Here is a 16,068-nt window from a genome sequence, read left to right as displayed (position 1 = left end):
GCGCGGGCGCCACCGATTCCCGTGCTAGCCTCTTAGACCGCGGTGAACTCCCACGCCGCCTCATTCTGCCTCTTCATCGGGCCGCGCGGCTCGCAGAAAAGGTCGGTCTCATCTCCAGACGCTCTCCAGAGCCTCCGCAAGCCCCGGAACTGTCCTGAAGCGCCTGAGCTCGGAGGGCCTGACCCAGCGTAGCTCCGTGTGCTCCCAGTCGAGTCTCACCCTCCCGCGCTTCAGCTCGAAAAGGAAAGGGTGGACGATGAAGACAACCCCCTGGGGCTGCTTAAGGCCCGGCCCTGCTCTCCCAGATTTCCCAGAATTCGCCCCGGCCGCGTCGGCCGACCCGCTCCGGACGACGAGCCTGCCCCCTCCCCTGACCAGCTGCACGCTCTCTTCAAGAAGGCCCGTCTCCTCGCGTATCTCCTTGAATGCCCTCTCGAGAGGCATCTCGCCGGGCTCGATGTAGCCCGAGACGCCGGCCCAGCGGCCCCTGAAGGTGCCAACCCTGCCGCTCCTCTTGAGAATGAGAATTCTCCCGCGACGCGTGAGGAAGCACGTGACCACGTGGCGCTTGATGGTCTTCGCTCCTCCCGCGGAATTCGAGCCGCCCGCCCCGTGGAGGCGAATTCCGCGGCCCCCCGAAACCCCAGTTCCTCGCTCCATTCTCGAGAGCCCCATGACCGCCCACGCCACGGCAGCCGCGAGAATGCCGGAGGCTCAGTTCCGGCCGCTCACTCGACCACCCCCGACCACCCCCTCGCCGGCGCGCGCCCTCTGACCGGCACGGGCCTGAGCCTCGAGCCTATCCGAGAGGCCCCTGAATATCAGCAGCATCTCCTGAACGCTCGACTCGATGCTCGCTATTCTCGTCCTCATCTCCCCGAGCTCGCCCTCCATGTTTCGAGCGGCGCGCTCGAGACCGTCGAGCCTCCCCTGGACTTTCTTCAGCGCCTCCTCGAGCTCCTCGACACTCTCCGGCGCCACGGTTCTCTCCACGTATCTCCATCTGTTGCGTGATATTTATTAATATCCGTCCGCGCCGCACCCTTTTTGAGTGGTGCACGACAAGGCGTAAATACGAGGTGCGCTATCCCTCCATTACCAGCGGCAAAACGGTTAAATCGATGAATGGCCTAGCGGGTAATTGCCATGAGTAAAAGAGGGATGCGTGGCTTTGCCTTGGTCTCTCTCGTCCTCCTGCTTCTCTTGCCCGCTCCCTCCTCCGCCCAGTCCTTCTCTCTCTCCGTCCTTTCCGACCCGCCGGAGGTCGAGAAGGGCTCAGAGCTCAGGCTCACGATTAACGTAACGAACCACTCCAACCAGACCTACCAGAGCCTCGTTGTCGTGGCCCTGGTCTATCCGGACGGCGGCTCGCCCCAGAGCGGAATTCAGCTCCAGCCGGACCAGAGGCTCAGCAATCTCGGAAAGGGTGAGACGAAGAATGTGACCTTTACCTACAAAGCGACCTCACCCGGCCGCTTCTCCGTAGTCGTGAAGCTCTACAACCGCTCCGTCGAGAGCCCCAACTGGCTCTACGAGGCGAGCTTCCCATCGGTGCTGACGGTCAAGTGCCCTCCGCAACCCGGGGACGGGGGAATTCCTCTGGCATTGGTGGCCGCGATGTTCGTAGCGGCCGCCCTCGTGGGCGCGGGGAGCGGCCTGTTCTACGCCCGGAGGAAGAAAGCGCGGACGGTGGAGGCGAAGGCCGCGCCCTCTTCCGCGCGCCCGCCGGAGCCTGTGAAGCCGCGCGGAAAGGTGCCCCGGGACTACTACAAGTTCAGGCGCGAGAAGTACAGCCGGCTCAAGCCCATTGGACTGACAAGCAGCGGCGTGACGATTCTCGGAAACGTGACGAAGAAAAAGGAGAAGGAACCCTCGGCACCACCGGACGCGCGGAGCGCTTGCTGCCCGAGGTGCGGAATCGAGATGGACCCGCACTGGAAGGTCTGCAAACGCTGCCTAGCCAACGACACTATCCGGGACGCCACCGACAGGCTGGGGGAGCTCGTTCGCGCGGGCGGGAACGGCACCGGTCTCGACTGCCTACTGCAGAGCGCCCAAGCGGAGCTGGAGGCGGGGAACTACGACGACGCCCGCACCTACGCCCTCGACGTACTCGACAGGGCGAAGCAGCAGCTCACGAAGGTTGAGGAGACGGGGGTGTCCTCCGCGCCTCCCAGAGAGACTTCCGAGGATGGCCTGGAGGGTGAGGGCTCCGTGTGCGCCGGAGGAGCGGCTCCCGGAGAAAACGGTGGTGGGGATGCCGCCTCAGAAGCGGGAGGGCAGGCGGCGCCCGCGCCACCGAAACGGGTCCCAAATCCTTGCGTGAAGTGCGGCGAGGGCCTGAAGGCCGAGTGGAGGAAGTGTCCGTATTGCGGGGCCGTGCAGGACGGTGTCTGCTCGTCCTGCGGCAGGGTCGTGAAGCTCAGGTGGGGCACTTGCCCGCACTGCGGTGTGGACCTGAGCGAGACAAAGCCACGCGTCACGTGCTCCGTCTGCGGTACGGAGCTGCCCGAGGCCGGGGAGTGCCTGGCCTGCAAGGCCAAGGCGCTCTTCGAGAGCGCCTCCCGGCTTGTCAAGGAGGTCAAGGGCAAGGGCGCCGACGTCTCCGAGGCCGAGGCCTATCTGGGGAGGGGCGAGCTCGCGATCCGGCTGAAGAGCTACGACAAGGCGATATCCCACTTCCAGAGGGCTGAAGAGCTCGCCCGGACCGCGAGGCGAGAGTTCTGGCTCGCGAGGGTCAGGGAGAAGCTCATGCGCGCCGAGGCTGCGCTGAGGGAGGCTTCTGAGAGGGGAGCGGAGACGGCGGAGGCGGACGAACTCCTCAGCAAGGCCCGAGCAGCGCTGGCGGCGGAGAGGTTCAAAGAGGCAGAGACCTACGCCGAGCTCTCGGCTCAGAGCGCACAGGAGGCGGCGGCGAGGCCGGGGGAGGGTGAGGGGAGGGGGCCGCAGATTCATCCCGTCAGGCCGTCCGTGGTCGGTGAGAGGTGCCCTGCGTGCGGGGCATCCGTCAGAGCGGGCGAGAACCAGTGCCCTGCCTGCGGGAGAGGGCTGTGAGCGGGGGGGCGGGGGGAGGAAAAGGAGAAGGTTGAGGGATTTATTGAGGGGCCGGATGGAGGGACCCCGCAGCCTCCGAGCCCGCCGTTCCTCGCGGCATTTGAATTGGAGCCCGCAAGACCAAACCCACCAAACCCTCGAGGCGGCGGGTGAGTTCGGAATCGTATAAATCGGGCTGAGACACAATTTTTCACCGGGCCTAGCCTGCCTACGCGGATGCCCGGGACACAATTGCAGCGCTTCCGGAGCCACCGGTGGATATTGTCCGCTCCAGATTCAGCAGACTTTGACGGTTTTCGTGCGTGGAGGGCGGGTGTGGATTGCCGGGGCAATGGCCGTGCGCAATGCCCAGTTGACCATCCAAAGCTCTGGGGAGGATGGGAGTCTGCTGTCGTAGAATTCTGTCGTAGAATCAACAGGAGTGTGGGCGTCGGTTCGTGTATATCAGAAAAGATGATTCCGTCCCGGGACGGTCGGGCCCCCCGCCTTCCGGAGGTGCGAAGCACGGAGAGAATTCCACCGGTCTCCGGCCCCGAGCTACTCCCCTCACTCCCCCCGAATTCCCTTGAAGTACATCACCGAGGTCTGGACGTCGGCGTTGCGGATTATGTCGTCACGGATGAGATGGTTGACGTATTCCTTGACCGTCATTCCACGGGAGGCGCAGTAGGCCTTGACGACGTGGTACTGGTCTATCTCGATGGTTGTGGCCTTAGAGCTGGCGCGCGGCATTCCCTCACCCCGCTCTCGTGAGTATGCAGTGAATGACCCTGTTCTTGACGAGGGTGTACTCGCCCACCACGCCCTCCCCCTTCACGACCCGGGTCTCGCTGAGGTCGTCCCTGCGCACCGTCCTCTCCTCGAACTTTTCCAGACCCGCGATGAACTTTCTGAGGAAGGGCACGATCTTCTCGGGCCTGAGCTCGAAGAGGTGCTCGGCCTGCTCCATGCTGACCAGATCCCCGAAGCACTCGATAACCTCCTTCTTGATGGCCTCCCACGACTTGGGCGAGTCGAAGCACTCGATCGCGTACACCCCGAGAGGGTCGAAGATTATCGCCCCCACCTGCTCCGGGAAGAGCGGCACCCTCTGCATCATGTCGTCGAGCGTGGCCCTTGCCCTCCCCAGCGCTCTCATCGCCCCCAGCAGATCCGTGGAGCTCTCCGGGGGGAAAAATCTCCTCTGCATAACCTGATTAAAAATCTCGTATATCCTCCTGTCCCTGATGGCGTTGCCGCAGAATATGGTATCATCCGGGAACCCGGACGGGGGTCGTCCGCCCCCCCCCGGGCCGCCCTCTCCCCCCCTCCCCCTTCCTTTCCCGGGGCTGGGGCTCCTCATCGGAGAAATTTACATTGATGTTTTTGAGATATTCCACATATTGATTGACCGAGTGCCAGACCTCCCTCTGGCCCCGCTCGCCCACCAGTGAGACCGTCACGGGCCAGGGCGCGATGTCCCCGTACCTCATCTCCGCCCCCGGACTGATTCCGTGGGTCTGGTGCACGCATCTGACGACAACCTCCTCCCGGCCGGGCTGTATGACGCACGAGTGCTCGGAGGCGCGGTTCTGCGTCGCGCCCTCGAATATCGTCCCTGCCCTGACGAAGACCGGCCTGCCGGCCATGTTCTGGAGCTCCACACGGTCTATGCGCCCCGTGTCCCGGATGCCCAGCTCCTTCGCCACCTCGTACATCGTCACATAGAGCCTCTCGGGCGCGTTCCTATTTATGCTTTGCTGTTCTTTTCCACAATCCTCGGGGCTCTGACCGGCCGTTAAAGTGCCGGTTGCCGGGCGCGGGCCGGGGCCGCAACCGGCGAGAGGGGCCTCCCCGTGCCCCGTCAGGCAGGGTGCTCCCCCCGCCCTCCCGGCCGGGCCCTCTTCAACCCGGATTATGAGAAGACTGGACTGCTCCCGCCTACCTCGTCTCATGCCCGCACGCCGGGCAGACGGGCCACTCGGGCTCCAGCGCCTCGCCGCACGAGGGGCACCTCAGGCCCCCGGGCTGCTTCCTCACCTTTTTCCCGGGCGGAGCCGCCGGCTCCCGCGCCGCCGCGAGCGCCCCCCTCGCCTCCAGCGCGAACTCCATCGCCGCCTCCCCGTCGCCCTCCTTTATGAAATCGCGCGCTAAATCGAGCTTCTCCATCGCGCCCGAGACCCGCGCCGCCCCTTCAGGGTGCTTCTCGAGGTGCTCCGCGAGGGCGTCCTCGACCTCGGCGACGAGACTCTTTGCGTCCTTTAGAATCTCATCTTCTTCCGACGGGCGCGCGGCTGCCCCCGCGGCCGCCATTCCCGCACCGGCCCCGGCCGCGGCTGCCGAGACCCCCGGCGCCGTCGCAGCTCCTTCAATTCCCGCGCCCGGAGCACCGGCGGCGCCGGCCTCCTCACCCTCCGCCCTCCTGCGCCTCCTCGAAACGGCGATGAAGGCCGCGGCCAGAACGACAAGGATGAGAATCAGGGCGATTCCGATTCCGGCCCCCATGACCCAGCTGTAGTCCGCCACAGTGACCCTCTCGGCCTTCAGGACGACGATGCTCACCTCGGCCAGAGCCTTCTCCGCCCCGTCGGATACCTCGAGCGAGAGGGTGTGCCTGCCCGGCTTGAGCTTCACCTTTATACTGTTCCCATCGCCCAGCGGCTCGCCGTTGTCGAACCACGAGAACCTGAGAACATCGAAGGCGTCAATGTCCTCGGCGCTGGCGTTGAGCCATATCTCCATCCCTTCCTTGATTCTCTCGCCATCCGCGGGCGAGAGAATTCGGACATTGAAGGGCGGGTCGTTGACATTGAGCACCGTGATGGAGAAGGTCGCCTTATCAGATGCGCCGCTCTCGTCCGTCACCTTGATGGTTATCAGGTGCTTCCCGACGTGCTCGTTGCCGGGCGTGAAGGAGATTTTCCCCGTGCGCGGGTCAATATCAAACAGCGGGCTGTCGTCGGAGAACGTGAGATTGTCCAGACCCCACCTCAAATCGGGGTCGGTGGCGGTCACGGTCATCTCAAACAGCTCGTCCTCTGTGGCCGTTGCGTCCTTTACCCGGTCCATAGCTGGCGGGTCGTTCGTGTTCAGCACGGTGATGACGACGGTGGTGGTGGACGAGAGGCCCCCGAGGTCCGTGACCGTTATGTTGGCCGTCAGCACTCCAATATTTTCGTTCGTCGGAGTGAAGCTCATCAGGCCCGTCATGGGGTCTATGTCGAACAGGAACGTGTCGTCTGAGAACCTGAGCTCCTCGCCCACCTTGATTTTCAAATCGGGGTCGGTGGCGGTCGCGACGGCCTGCCACAACTCGTCCTCGAGAACGGTCTGGGGCTCAATTGGATTGATTGCCGGCGGGTCGTTGACATTGGTCACCGTCAGGTTGAACATCGTCGAAGCGGACGCCTTCTGTTTGTCGGTGGCGGTGATGGTAATCGCGTACCTCCCGACCTGCTCATTCGTGGGCGTGAATGAGAACTCGCCCGTCTCCGGGTCGATGTCGAAGAGCATCGAGTCGTCCGAGAATGTGACGTGGTCCCCCCACTTCTCGTCAATGTCGGAGGCTTTTGCTTTGTACCTGAACTCCGTGTCCTGTGCGACGCTCTGGTCCCTTATCGGCTCTATGACGGGATAGTCGTTGACGTTCTTCACGGTCAGTTTGAAGCTCTTGCTATCCGCGCACCCCCGCGGGTCCGAGACGGTGATTCTGACCGTGTAGTTCCCGACCTCGTCGTTCGTGGGGGTGAAGTTGATTTCCGCGCTCTGGCCGCCGCGCGGGGTGATGTTGAACAGGGGACAGTCCTCGCTCCAGTTGAGCCTGTCGCCGTCGGCGTCCTCTGCGAAGAGGAGCAGCCTGAAGCTCTTGCCCTGACTCGCGGTCTGGTCCATTACCGGGGTAAGCCTCGGATATCGGTTGACATAGATTGTGCGTGAAGCAAGAGGGGTTCCCATAATCGCGAGCCAGAGGGTGTGGCCCCCGCCATCGGGAATCCACGTGAAGTTAACCCCCGTCTCGGCGTGCGGGGCCAGAGGGAGCTCCGTCGCGCATATCTCGCGCGAGCCCTCGAAGCTCTCGCCGTCGTGGAAGGAGACCCTGATCGTTATCTCGTCGGGAGCGGGGTTCTCGAATGTGGCGTTCAGCTCGATTGTGTCCCCCTCGTCGAGGAGCACCGGGGCGACCGAGAAGCTCCTGAACTTCACCGGCCTCTCCTCCTGCCCCAGCCGTGCCGTGGGCTCCGGCGGCCTGCAGGGCCGGACGAGCGCCCAGTCCCAGACCGAGGTTCCGTCGTAGGAGCCGATGTTCAGCGACGGATATCCGCTCCTCCCGCTCATCGCCTGCGTCTGCCAGCCCCCGTCGCCGAACCTCCCCACACCATTGCTGCCGTCGTAGTAGAGCTCCTCGATGTACCAGGTGTTCTTCGCCCAGTTCCCGGGCCGGACGTACCACCTCACGTTGTCGTCCAGAAAGCTCATCTCGTCCATGTTGGTCAGGTCGTGCAGAACGTAGTTGAACCCCCTCCCGTCGGATGTCTGGGTCCTGATGCCGAGGCCGATTCTCTCGTCGTCGTGCGTGCCGCCCGTGACTTTGAATCTGGCCCTAATGGCATAGTAGTCGTCGCTGGGGGCCTTTATCGCTATGAGCTTCCCGGGGTTCACGTTGTTCGCCGATATTGTCAGGAAGCCGTCGGAGAGGGAGGGCGATCCCCCGTTGACCCTCTGCCACTTCGAGGAATCCAGACTGTTGTCGGTGAAGTCGTCGAAGAAGGGGAAGACCTTCGAGGCGTCCGAGACCGGCGTCGCCGAGGGGTTCCCGTAGTACATGTATATCTCCCTGCAGGCGCGCGCGGGGAGGCCCGGAACCTTCAGCCAGAGGTCCCCGCCGGGCTCGAACCAGTAGCTCAGCTCCGTGGCTCCGTCGGAATCAATGAACCTGAGGTCCGCGCAGTCGCCCCTCAGCTTTCCGGAGGATATCAGGCTCTGGAGGCTCAGGTTCATCCGGACCGGATAATTGGTCAGGGCGGCGGAGTTCTGGCTGTTGTCTATGGTCAGGGGGGCCCTGAAGCTCCAGCCGTAGTTCCACCAGGGCGTGAACTCGGTGGCCGGGGCCGGCTCTCCGGAGGCGGAGAGGGAGCGCGGAAGAGGGACGGATAGAGAGGCCAGGGAGACAGCGGCCACAGCCAGCAGGGCAGACAGTCTCCTCCCTGTGTCTCCTCCCCGTGTTCCATGATAAGCCATGATTAATTCCTCCCGGTCGTAAGCCGGGTGAGGATTTTACTTATCAGATATAAGACTTGTTGTCGCTGATACTGGGCGGGCCGGGAGGCTCAGGGAGCGGAATTCGGCCGACGGCTCCGCTCTCCGCCCGGCCCGGCCCCCGCTCCCCGCGCGCTTCACGCGGGGCGCCCCCCGCCACCAGCGCCCAGCAGCATCTTCCTTCGCGCTATCCCGCTCCACTTCCAGCGGCGCCCCGCAGCATCCCCCTCCGCCCTTTCCTGCGCGTCCCCGGCCCACGGCCCGCGCCATCTCCCGGAGCCCGATTCCCCCGGCTCCTGCCCCGGGGGCGACCCGCCCTTTCCTCCGCTACCTCCTCCTCTTCCAGAGCAGCGCCGCCGCACCCGCGAGCGCCAGCGCCGCCAGCACCAGCTCGAAGCCGGGCGTGGGCGCCCTCTTCACCTTGAATGTCACGGTGGCCTCGTCCGTCCCTCCCTTCCCGTCGCCGAGACCGTCGGTGTCAGAGTCAAATCTCCAGGCACAGGTCTCGCCCGTGAATGTGACATTGTTCCAGTTCCAGAGGCCGTCGTGGTCCGAGTCCTCTGCTCCGTCAGCGAGGCCGTCAGCGTCGCTGTCCCCGTCCAGGGGGCTGGTCTCGTCGAGCATCGCTCTTTCCTGACTGAAATTGATGTCCGAGAATTTAAGGGTATGCCCGCCCTCCGAGAGGGCGGGCGTGTCGCAGTCTCGCGGGCTTTGTGCGTGTGGTCGTTTATCCTGGTATTCAGTCCACGCCTCCGGGCTCATGTTCCTAAGGATTTCGAACAACCTATTTTTATCCGGAATTAGTAGGCCGGTGATGTCTAGAAATTCTCTCTTCATGGGCTTGGGCTGAAAAAGAATTCTTCCGGCGCGATTGTAATGTGTTATCGATTTAATGTCACCCAAATAAATCGAGACTGAAGGCAAAGATATATAATGATGGCATGATAACTTTTTACTAAATTTCATTATTTCATTTTTGATAAAAATATATCCGCGCAAGAACGGGAATGCAGGTCCATAAATATGAATAGAGAAAGAATTAACATGGCGAAAAATTGGATGTAGTCCACCTAGTGTTGTAATGAAAAATACGATGAATGTGCGACCTGCCAGGAATAAATCAAAAATCCAATCGAGACCTTCAATTTAATTTTCGTATTGGCTCATTATTTGTTATTCTTATTTTAGTTTAGAAAAGGATCTCTATCAATTATACCCAGAGCCGACAAGGTGGGTTGGTATCCATCCGGAATTAAGCTCGTGGATGCACGCCTTTAACTGGATTTATGTTATTTCGTGAATGATTTAGTACCTCTATCGGTCCATACCCATCTATTAAGGTTGGTATTCCTATACGACTGATTCTGCCAAGCATATTTGAATTCATATGAGTTCAATAACCAAATTCCGTAATGATACCAATTGTAATAGAATAAAGGCCTGCAGGCAAATCCTTAGGTCTATGGTCCGAGCGGGGGAAATTATTAAGATGTGCTGCCCGGCATTGAAAAATCACAACGAATTGCGAGTTGCTTCTCAATAACAATGCCGCTTTGGATGTAAAAATTAATGCTCGACTATACCGATTGTTGCTTCTGCAGGCGCTTTAAAAGGGCCTTTTTGTTGCGTTAAAATAGGAATAAGAATTGATTTTATTGCTTCAAACATCCAATCGAGCAACCCGCCAGCCCCTCAAGCGCCTCCACGCCGCTCTCAGGCACGCCACAAGAGTGCGCGCCGGTCCTTTTCCCGTCGCTGTCCCTTTCGCGGACTTTTGCCTCCGGCTCCCGGTCCTTGGTGAGCGCCCTCCACATGTCGGGGCTGGGCTCCAGCGTCGCCACGGCCTGGCTCCAGCCGCTCGCGATTTCGCCCGGAGATGTGCGCGGTTAGACAGAAACAAACTCAGCTCCAATGCTTTTTCCTTCGATTTTCAGTACCTCCGGTGGTTTTCCGTCCATCCGCGTGAGCCCGCACGGGACCCCCCGGCATCTCAAACCCAACTCGAGGTCCCGCGCGGAGTTCCCTCGGCCCGCCCGGGGGCCGATTGCCATCAGCGGGGCAGGAATTGCTTTCAGGGCCGGGAGCTCTTGGGGAAATGGGGGCGCGTACTCCCTCGGGAATCGCGGATTTGAGGGTTTCGAGCGGGCTGAGGGAGCGCCGGGGTCCGGAGGTGGGCGCGAGCACGCTCTCCCTCGGTCCGTGGCGCCATTCGGTCCAGCAAGAGAGCGCTCAGATGCGGCGCCGCAACCCGAGCCACACGGGGCCGTCCGCTCGCGGAATTTCGCGGTCTGCGCTCCCGGCGCGCTGTGCGGGCCCCAGCGGTCGGTGATTTTATGGCCATCGCGCCGTGCGGTCGGCCCGCACCGGGAGAAAAGCGCGACGGGAGACGTGGGGTCTCTCCGGCGTTCGCTCTGATGGGTTTCCCGCAACAATATATATATTGCCCGAGCGGAATTCGAGAGCGAGGTGCGCGCCTATTGAATCTCCCTAGGGGGAAGCTGGTCGAATCACTAAGCGGCGGGCCCGGCGCGCTCAGGGCGCTGCTCTCCCGCGCGTCCGAGCCCGGCTTCAGCGGATACATAAAGGTCGACTCGCGTAGGGAAGGCGCGGAGGCGCACGGAATTCTGATCATCCTCTCCTCTAAGCCGGTAATGGCGCTTTTCCTTTGGAAGGAGAGGGTTTTCGGGCAGGCGAGCCTGCCCCACGTCCTCAGGGAGAGCCTCTCGGTCGCCGCGGGCCTCAGGCTCTACTCCCTTCCCGACGAGGCGAGGCCGGAGATGGAGGCCGCGCTCCAGAGGTTCTCGAGCGCGCGCATCGACATGGCGGCCTTTGACATCGAGAGGGAGGAGACAGCGATTCTGGGGGGCCTCCCGCCCCCTCCGAGGCCCGCTACTCCGGCGCCCCAGAGGCCGGAGGAGGCCGCGGAGCTCTATGAGAGCATGGCCGAGCTCGGAGTGGACACCGGGGACCTGAGGAGGAAGGAGGAGGAGCTGAGGAGGCGCGAGGCCGAGCTCCGCGCCGAGCTGGACGCGAAGCTCAGGGAGCGGGAGGGAATTCGGAGGGAGGAGGAGAGGTTCCTCAAGATGGACGAGGCGGTCTCGAGGGTGATTCGTGAGACCGAGGGCCTGAGGACGGAGAAGGAGGACGAGCTCGCGAGAAAGCTCCTCGAGCTGCAGGCCGAGCTCGGCCGGAGGGCGCAGGCCGTGTCCTCGCGCGAGGAGGAGCTCAGGGCTGAGGTCCAGAGGCTCGGGAGGGAGAGGGAGGAGATAAAGCAGAAGGAAGAGAGGCTCCTCGAGATGGAGAAGATGTTCCGGCGGGTTCTCGGCAACACGGAGGAGAGGCTGAGGAGGAAGGAGGAGGAGCTTCTCAGGAAGGAGGAGGAGCTGGAGAGGGTTGTGAGGCAGAGGGTGAGGGAGCTCGAGGAGCTGCGCTCGGCGGCCGAGGCGGGGGCGCGAGCCGTGGGAGGTGGAGCGGCCCCAAGAGGGGGGGCGGGCGAGACGGGCTCGGAGATACCCGCAGCGCCGGGGGCCGGTGGGCCCGGCGGGCCAGGCGCGGTTCCCGTCCCGGCCACTAGCGGCGCGCCCACGAGCATCACCGCTGCCGAGGAGGAGCTGAGGGAGAAGGAACGGAGGCTGGGGCAGAGGGAGGCGGAGCTCGAGGAGAGAATTCGTCGCTTCAGGCAGGAGGTTGAGGAGCTCGAAAAGAGGAGGAGGGTGCTGGAGGCGGCGGAGGGCGGCCCGAGGATGCTGGAGCTCGCGAGGCTCTTCAAAGCGCTCGACGAGCTCCTGGGCCGGCTTCCGGAGGAGGACGTGAGGAGGTTCGCCGCCTCGGAGGAGTTCAGGCTCTATGAGGCGTGGATGGCGCGCCTTGGACTCGACAGGAGGTGAGTGGCTGGGGTGCTGGAGTGGCGGGGCGCGGGGGAGCGGTGCGCCGGGAGTGGACGGGGAGGGGAGAGAGCGGTCATGAGAAGAGCTCGGGAGTGTTGAGCATGGGGCTTCTGGAGAGGGCGAGGGCAATGCGCGGGGGCGCAAGCGGTGAGGATAGCTCGGGTGAGGCAGCTCGCGGGGTAGAGCCTCGGCAGGCCGGGGGCGCGGAGCGGCGGGGCTCGGCGCAGGGCGCTCCGATTCCTGCCCCAGCGCCGGGAGCTCTCCAGCCTGCCGACGCCGGAGAGAGCCCCACCCCCGCCGGGCCCGCGCAGACCCAGGGGCCCGCGCCGCCGAGTTTCCCGCCCTCCGTGCCCGGCCCTTCCGAGGAGGTCCCGAGCGCGCCCCCCGGGGCCGCGCAGGCGGGCCCGAGCTCGCTGCTCGCGGCGGTCTCGCAGCTCCGGAGTGCACAACAGGCGCCCCCCTCGGCGCCCGAGAGGACGGCAGGGGCTGGGCCGGTTGAGCCAGAGGCCAGCGCCGGGAGGCTCGCCGAGCCCGAGAGGCGCGAGGGCGAGCTCTCCGCTAGGGAGCGCGGGGGGGCAGGGCTAGAGGCCGAGCTGCTCAGGAAGAGCTCGGAGCTCGCCGCGCGCGATACGGAGCTCTCGAAGAAAGCCGCGCTCCTCGCGGCCAGGGAGGCGGAGCTCGACGCGCGAGAGCGGGTGCTGAAGGCCGCGGAGGAGAGTCTAAGGACCGCGCGGGCCGGTCGAGAGAGGGAGCTCCAGGAGCTCGCATCCCTCAGGCAGCAGCTCAAGGATAAGGAGGAGGAGCTGCGCGCCGCGGAGGAGGGCCTGAGGGAGAGGCTGGGAAGGGCTGACGAGAGGGAGAAGGAGCTTGTGGAGAGGGGGAGGCGGCTTGAAGAAATGGAGAGGACGCTCGAGCAGAGGAGGGCGCAGCTCGAGCGAATGACGGCCGTATTCGATGCCAGGCAGCGAGAGCTCGAGGATGCTGGCGAGAGGCTCGCGGCGGACGTTCGAATCGTGGAGGAGGAGAGGAGGAGGGTGGATGCTGATAGGGAAGTCCTCGAGGAGGAGAAGAGGGGGCTCGAGGCGGACAGGAGGGCCCTCGAGGACGCCAAGAGGGGGCTCGATGAGGAGAGGAGGAGAATCGAGGAGGCCAGCGCGTCGCTAAAGGCGCGGGAGGATGAGCTGGGAGCCTTGGCCGCGGAGCTAGAGAGGAGGGAGGCGGAGCTTGCGAATAGGGCGGAAGAGCTCGGGCGGAGGGAGGCGGAGCTCGCGAATAGGGCGGAAGAGCTCGGGCGGAGGGAGGCGGAGCTCGGAGCGCGCGCGGCGGAGCTCGACCAGAGGGAGAGCTCTGTCGGTGTGGTGGAGGCGGAGATGGAGGGCAAGAAAAGGGAGTTAGATGAGAGGCTTGCGGGGGTCGAGGAAAGGGAGAGGGAGCTACAGGAGAGGCTTTCCAGCATCGAGGAGAGGGGGAGGGAGCTCGAGCGCAGGGCGGCCGGTCTGGACCTGCGGGAGGAGGGGCTGGTGGAGATGGAGAGGCGCTCCTCGGCGCTCTCCGAAGAGTTGGACAGGAGGGCGGCGGGGCTGAGTGAGAGGGAAGAGATGCTGGGAAAAAAGGAGGAGGAGCTGGAGAGAAGGGGGGCGGAGCTGACGAAAAGGGAGGAGGAGCTGGAGAGAAGGGAGGGAGAACTGAGGAGAAAGGAGGCGGAGCTTGAGGAGAGGCGCAGGGAGGCGGAGGCGGGCCTCGAGCGCGAGCGCGCGAGGCTGGAGGAGAAGGCCGCGGCGCTCGGCAAAGCGGAGAGGCAGCTGGAGGAGGCGAGGAGGAGTGCGGCGGAGGAGCTCGAGAGGGGAGAGGAGGCGCTGAAACAGAAGAAGAAGGAAATCGAGAGGGCGCTCAGGGAGCTCGAGAAAAAGAAGGCCGCGGACGAGAGCAGGTCCCGGGCCCTGCGCGAGCGCGAGAAGAATCTCGAGGCGAGGGCGAGGGAGCTGGAGGAGAAGGAGAGGAGGCTTGAGGAGGCCGGGAAGGAGGCGGAGAGGTGGGCGGAGGAGGAGAGGGGGAAATTGGAGGAGGCGAGGAAGAAGGCGGAGGAGGAGCTGGAGGAGAGGAGGAGGGCGGCGGACAGGAGGGCTGCGGAGCTCGAGGAGAGGGAGAGGGCACTGGCGGAGCTCGAAAGGAAGAGCTCGTCCGTCGCCTCCGAGCTCGAGGAGAGGGGCGCCGCGATGGAGAGGCGGTGGGCGGAGCTGGAGAGGAGAGAGGCCGAGCTGGCGAAGACTGCCTCAGGAATCGAGGCCCGGGAGAGGGGGCTCTCATCGAGGGAGGAGGGGCTCGCGGCTGGGCTGGCGGAGCTCTCGAAGAGGGAGGCGGAGCTCTCAAGGCGCGCCGCCGCGCTAGCGGAGCAGGAGGAGGCGCTCGAGAGGGCCCGGAGGGAGCTGGAGAAGTCGGCCGCCGCTCTCTCGGCGAGGGAGAGGGAGTGCGGGAGGAGGGAGGAGCTCCTGGCCTCGAAAGGGGCGGAGCTCGAGAGCGCCGGGAAGGAGCTGGAGAAGAGGCTGGAGGAGGCCGGGCGAAGGGACGGCGAGCTCTCCAGCCGCGAGGAGGCGCTGAGGGCCGAGGAGCTTAAGGTCAGGGAGAGGGAGAGGGCCGCGGAGGAGGCCCGGGAACGCGCAAAGAGGCTGGAGAGGGAGCTCGAGAGGAGGGCGGGAGAGCTCGATAAGAAAGAGGAGGAGTTCAGGGCCAGAAAGGCCTCCCTCGACGCACTCGAGATTCAGCGCGGTGCGGAGCTGGCGTCGCGCCAGAAGGCCCTCGCGCGGGCGGAGGAGAGGATCAAGAAGGAGCTGGCGGAGCTCGCCCGACAGAAAAAGGAGGCGGCGGCATCGGCGAGGAGGCTCGAGAGGGAGAGGGGTGAGGCCGAGAGGCTCCGGAGGGAGCTCGCGCGCAGGCTCGCGGAGGCCACGAAGAGGGAGAGGGAGCTCGGCGCCCTCGCGGCCTCGCTCGACGAAAAAGCCCGGGCGCTCGAGGAGGAGGGTAAGAAGCTCGCGATTCAGGAGAAGCATCTGGCGGAGGAGGAGGCGCGCCTGAAGGAGCACGAGGAGCGTCTGAAGGAGAGGGAGAAAAAGGTGGCGGAGGCGCGCGAGAGGCTGAAGGGGCTGCTCAGGTAGCGCCCGCCGGAATCGGCGCCAGCGGCTCTCGCAGACGTCCTGCAGGAGCTCTCTGTGCTCCGCTCGGGAGCCGGAGCCCACGACGGAAAAAGCGCAGCTGGTTCTCGATGACGTCCTGCTGGCGCGCGCTGAAGTCCGGCGGGCAATGCCATCGCACTGGTTACGAAGGACTGAGAACGGAGACAACGAATCTGGGGCCGGAGCGGGCGTTAAACGACTCCCGGGGGGAGCGCCAGGAGTTGAAAGGGGAATCGCCGACGTAGACGGGAATTCGTCGATAGGTGTGGGATTACGCCTTCCAGATTCCGGTAACGGCGCGCTGGGTGGCGCGGGGCTCCATTTCGCGTATTCATCGCGAGGATTCCGCCAGCCGAGAGACGGGCCCCGATCGGGAAGAGCTCAAGACGGCCTCTGGAGTTCCCACCCAGTTAACATAGTAGAGTTCACTGTGGGGGAGATTTTGGGACACGGGAGCAGAAGTGATATCGAATTCTGCCTACCGCGTCACATGCCCGCACGCCGGGCACACGGGCCATTCGGGCTCAAGGGCCTCGCCGCAGGATGGGCACCTGAGAGCGCCGCTCGGCTTTTTCGCTTGCCCCTCCGCAACCGCGGGTCCTCCCCCAGCCCGGCCCGCTACCCCTCCCCCCACTCCTCCCAGCGCCGCCCTCGCCTCCATCGCAAACTGCATCGCCGCCTCCCCGTCGCCTTCCTTTATGAAGTCGCGAGCTAGCTCGAGC

Annotated in this window: 12 protein-coding genes; 3 read left to right on the top strand and 9 right to left on the bottom strand. The window is 64.3% G+C overall.

Annotation, left to right across the window (positions count from 1 at the left end):
- Positions 1 to 108: 108 nt before the first annotated feature.
- On the bottom strand, positions 109 to 660 hold the full coding sequence (locus QW379_00060; GenBank protein ID MEM2868804.1) for an NUDIX pyrophosphatase: 552 nt from the start codon (positions 658 to 660) through the stop codon (positions 109 to 111).
- 54 nt (positions 661 to 714) lie between these two features.
- Positions 715 to 993, bottom strand: a complete 279-nt coding sequence (locus QW379_00055) for a hypothetical protein (protein ID MEM2868803.1) — start codon at positions 991 to 993, stop codon at positions 715 to 717.
- A gap of 153 nt (positions 994 to 1,146) precedes the next feature.
- Between QW379_00055 and QW379_00050 the strand changes: the two genes are divergently transcribed.
- The gene (locus tag QW379_00050; protein MEM2868802.1) at positions 1,147 to 3,054 is read left to right on the top strand and encodes a zinc ribbon domain-containing protein; all 1,908 of its coding nucleotides are present in this window, start codon (positions 1,147 to 1,149) and stop codon (positions 3,052 to 3,054) included.
- 546 nt (positions 3,055 to 3,600) lie between these two features.
- Here the strand turns inward: QW379_00050 and QW379_00045 are convergent.
- The 6 genes from QW379_00045 to QW379_00020 form a co-directional block, all read right to left on the bottom strand.
- Positions 3,601 to 3,786, bottom strand: coding sequence for a hypothetical protein (locus QW379_00045; GenBank protein ID MEM2868801.1), 186 nt, complete (start codon positions 3,784 to 3,786; stop codon positions 3,601 to 3,603).
- 4 nt (positions 3,787 to 3,790) lie between these two features.
- Complete coding sequence (locus QW379_00040) at positions 3,791 to 4,243, bottom strand: hypothetical protein (protein MEM2868800.1); 453 nt, start codon at positions 4,241 to 4,243, stop codon at positions 3,791 to 3,793.
- Positions 4,244 to 4,304: 61 nt separating this feature from the next.
- Positions 4,305 to 4,751 carry a DUF6569 family protein gene (locus QW379_00035; GenBank protein MEM2868799.1) on the bottom strand — a complete coding sequence of 149 codons (447 nt, stop codon included), beginning with the start codon at positions 4,749 to 4,751 and terminating at the stop codon, positions 4,305 to 4,307.
- A 223-nt stretch (positions 4,752 to 4,974) separates the two neighbouring features.
- A complete protein-coding gene (locus tag QW379_00030) occupies positions 4,975 to 8,271 on the bottom strand; it encodes a DUF2341 domain-containing protein (protein MEM2868798.1) in 3,297 nt (1,098 codons plus the stop codon).
- A 345-nt stretch (positions 8,272 to 8,616) separates the two neighbouring features.
- Positions 8,617 to 9,192 carry a PGF-CTERM sorting domain-containing protein gene (locus tag QW379_00025; protein MEM2868797.1) on the bottom strand — a complete coding sequence of 192 codons (576 nt, stop codon included), beginning with the start codon at positions 9,190 to 9,192 and terminating at the stop codon, positions 8,617 to 8,619.
- 749 nt (positions 9,193 to 9,941) lie between these two features.
- Complete coding sequence (locus tag QW379_00020; protein MEM2868796.1) at positions 9,942 to 10,130, bottom strand: hypothetical protein; 189 nt, start codon at positions 10,128 to 10,130, stop codon at positions 9,942 to 9,944.
- Positions 10,131 to 10,766: 636 nt separating this feature from the next.
- On the opposite strand from QW379_00020, the gene QW379_00015 reads away from it, so the two are divergent.
- Positions 10,767 to 12,176 (top strand): hypothetical protein, encoded by a 1,410-nt coding sequence (locus QW379_00015; protein ID MEM2868795.1) that lies wholly within the window; start codon positions 10,767 to 10,769, stop codon positions 12,174 to 12,176.
- A 17-nt stretch (positions 12,177 to 12,193) separates the two neighbouring features.
- Positions 12,194 to 15,328, top strand: a complete 3,135-nt coding sequence (locus tag QW379_00010) for a hypothetical protein (GenBank protein ID MEM2868794.1) — start codon at positions 12,194 to 12,196, stop codon at positions 15,326 to 15,328.
- Between the two features lie 496 nt (positions 15,329 to 15,824).
- Here the strand turns inward: QW379_00010 and QW379_00005 are convergent.
- On the bottom strand, positions 15,825 to 16,068 hold a 244-nt coding region (locus tag QW379_00005; GenBank protein ID MEM2868793.1), incomplete at its 5' end, for a zinc ribbon domain-containing protein.

It is taken from the genome of Thermoplasmata archaeon, assembly GCA_038851035.1.
In the GTDB taxonomy this organism is placed as follows: domain Archaea; phylum Thermoplasmatota; class DTKX01; order VGTL01; family VGTL01; genus JAWCLH01.
Note: the sequence above shows the minus strand (reverse complement) of the source record. Positions and strands in the feature narration are given on the sequence as shown.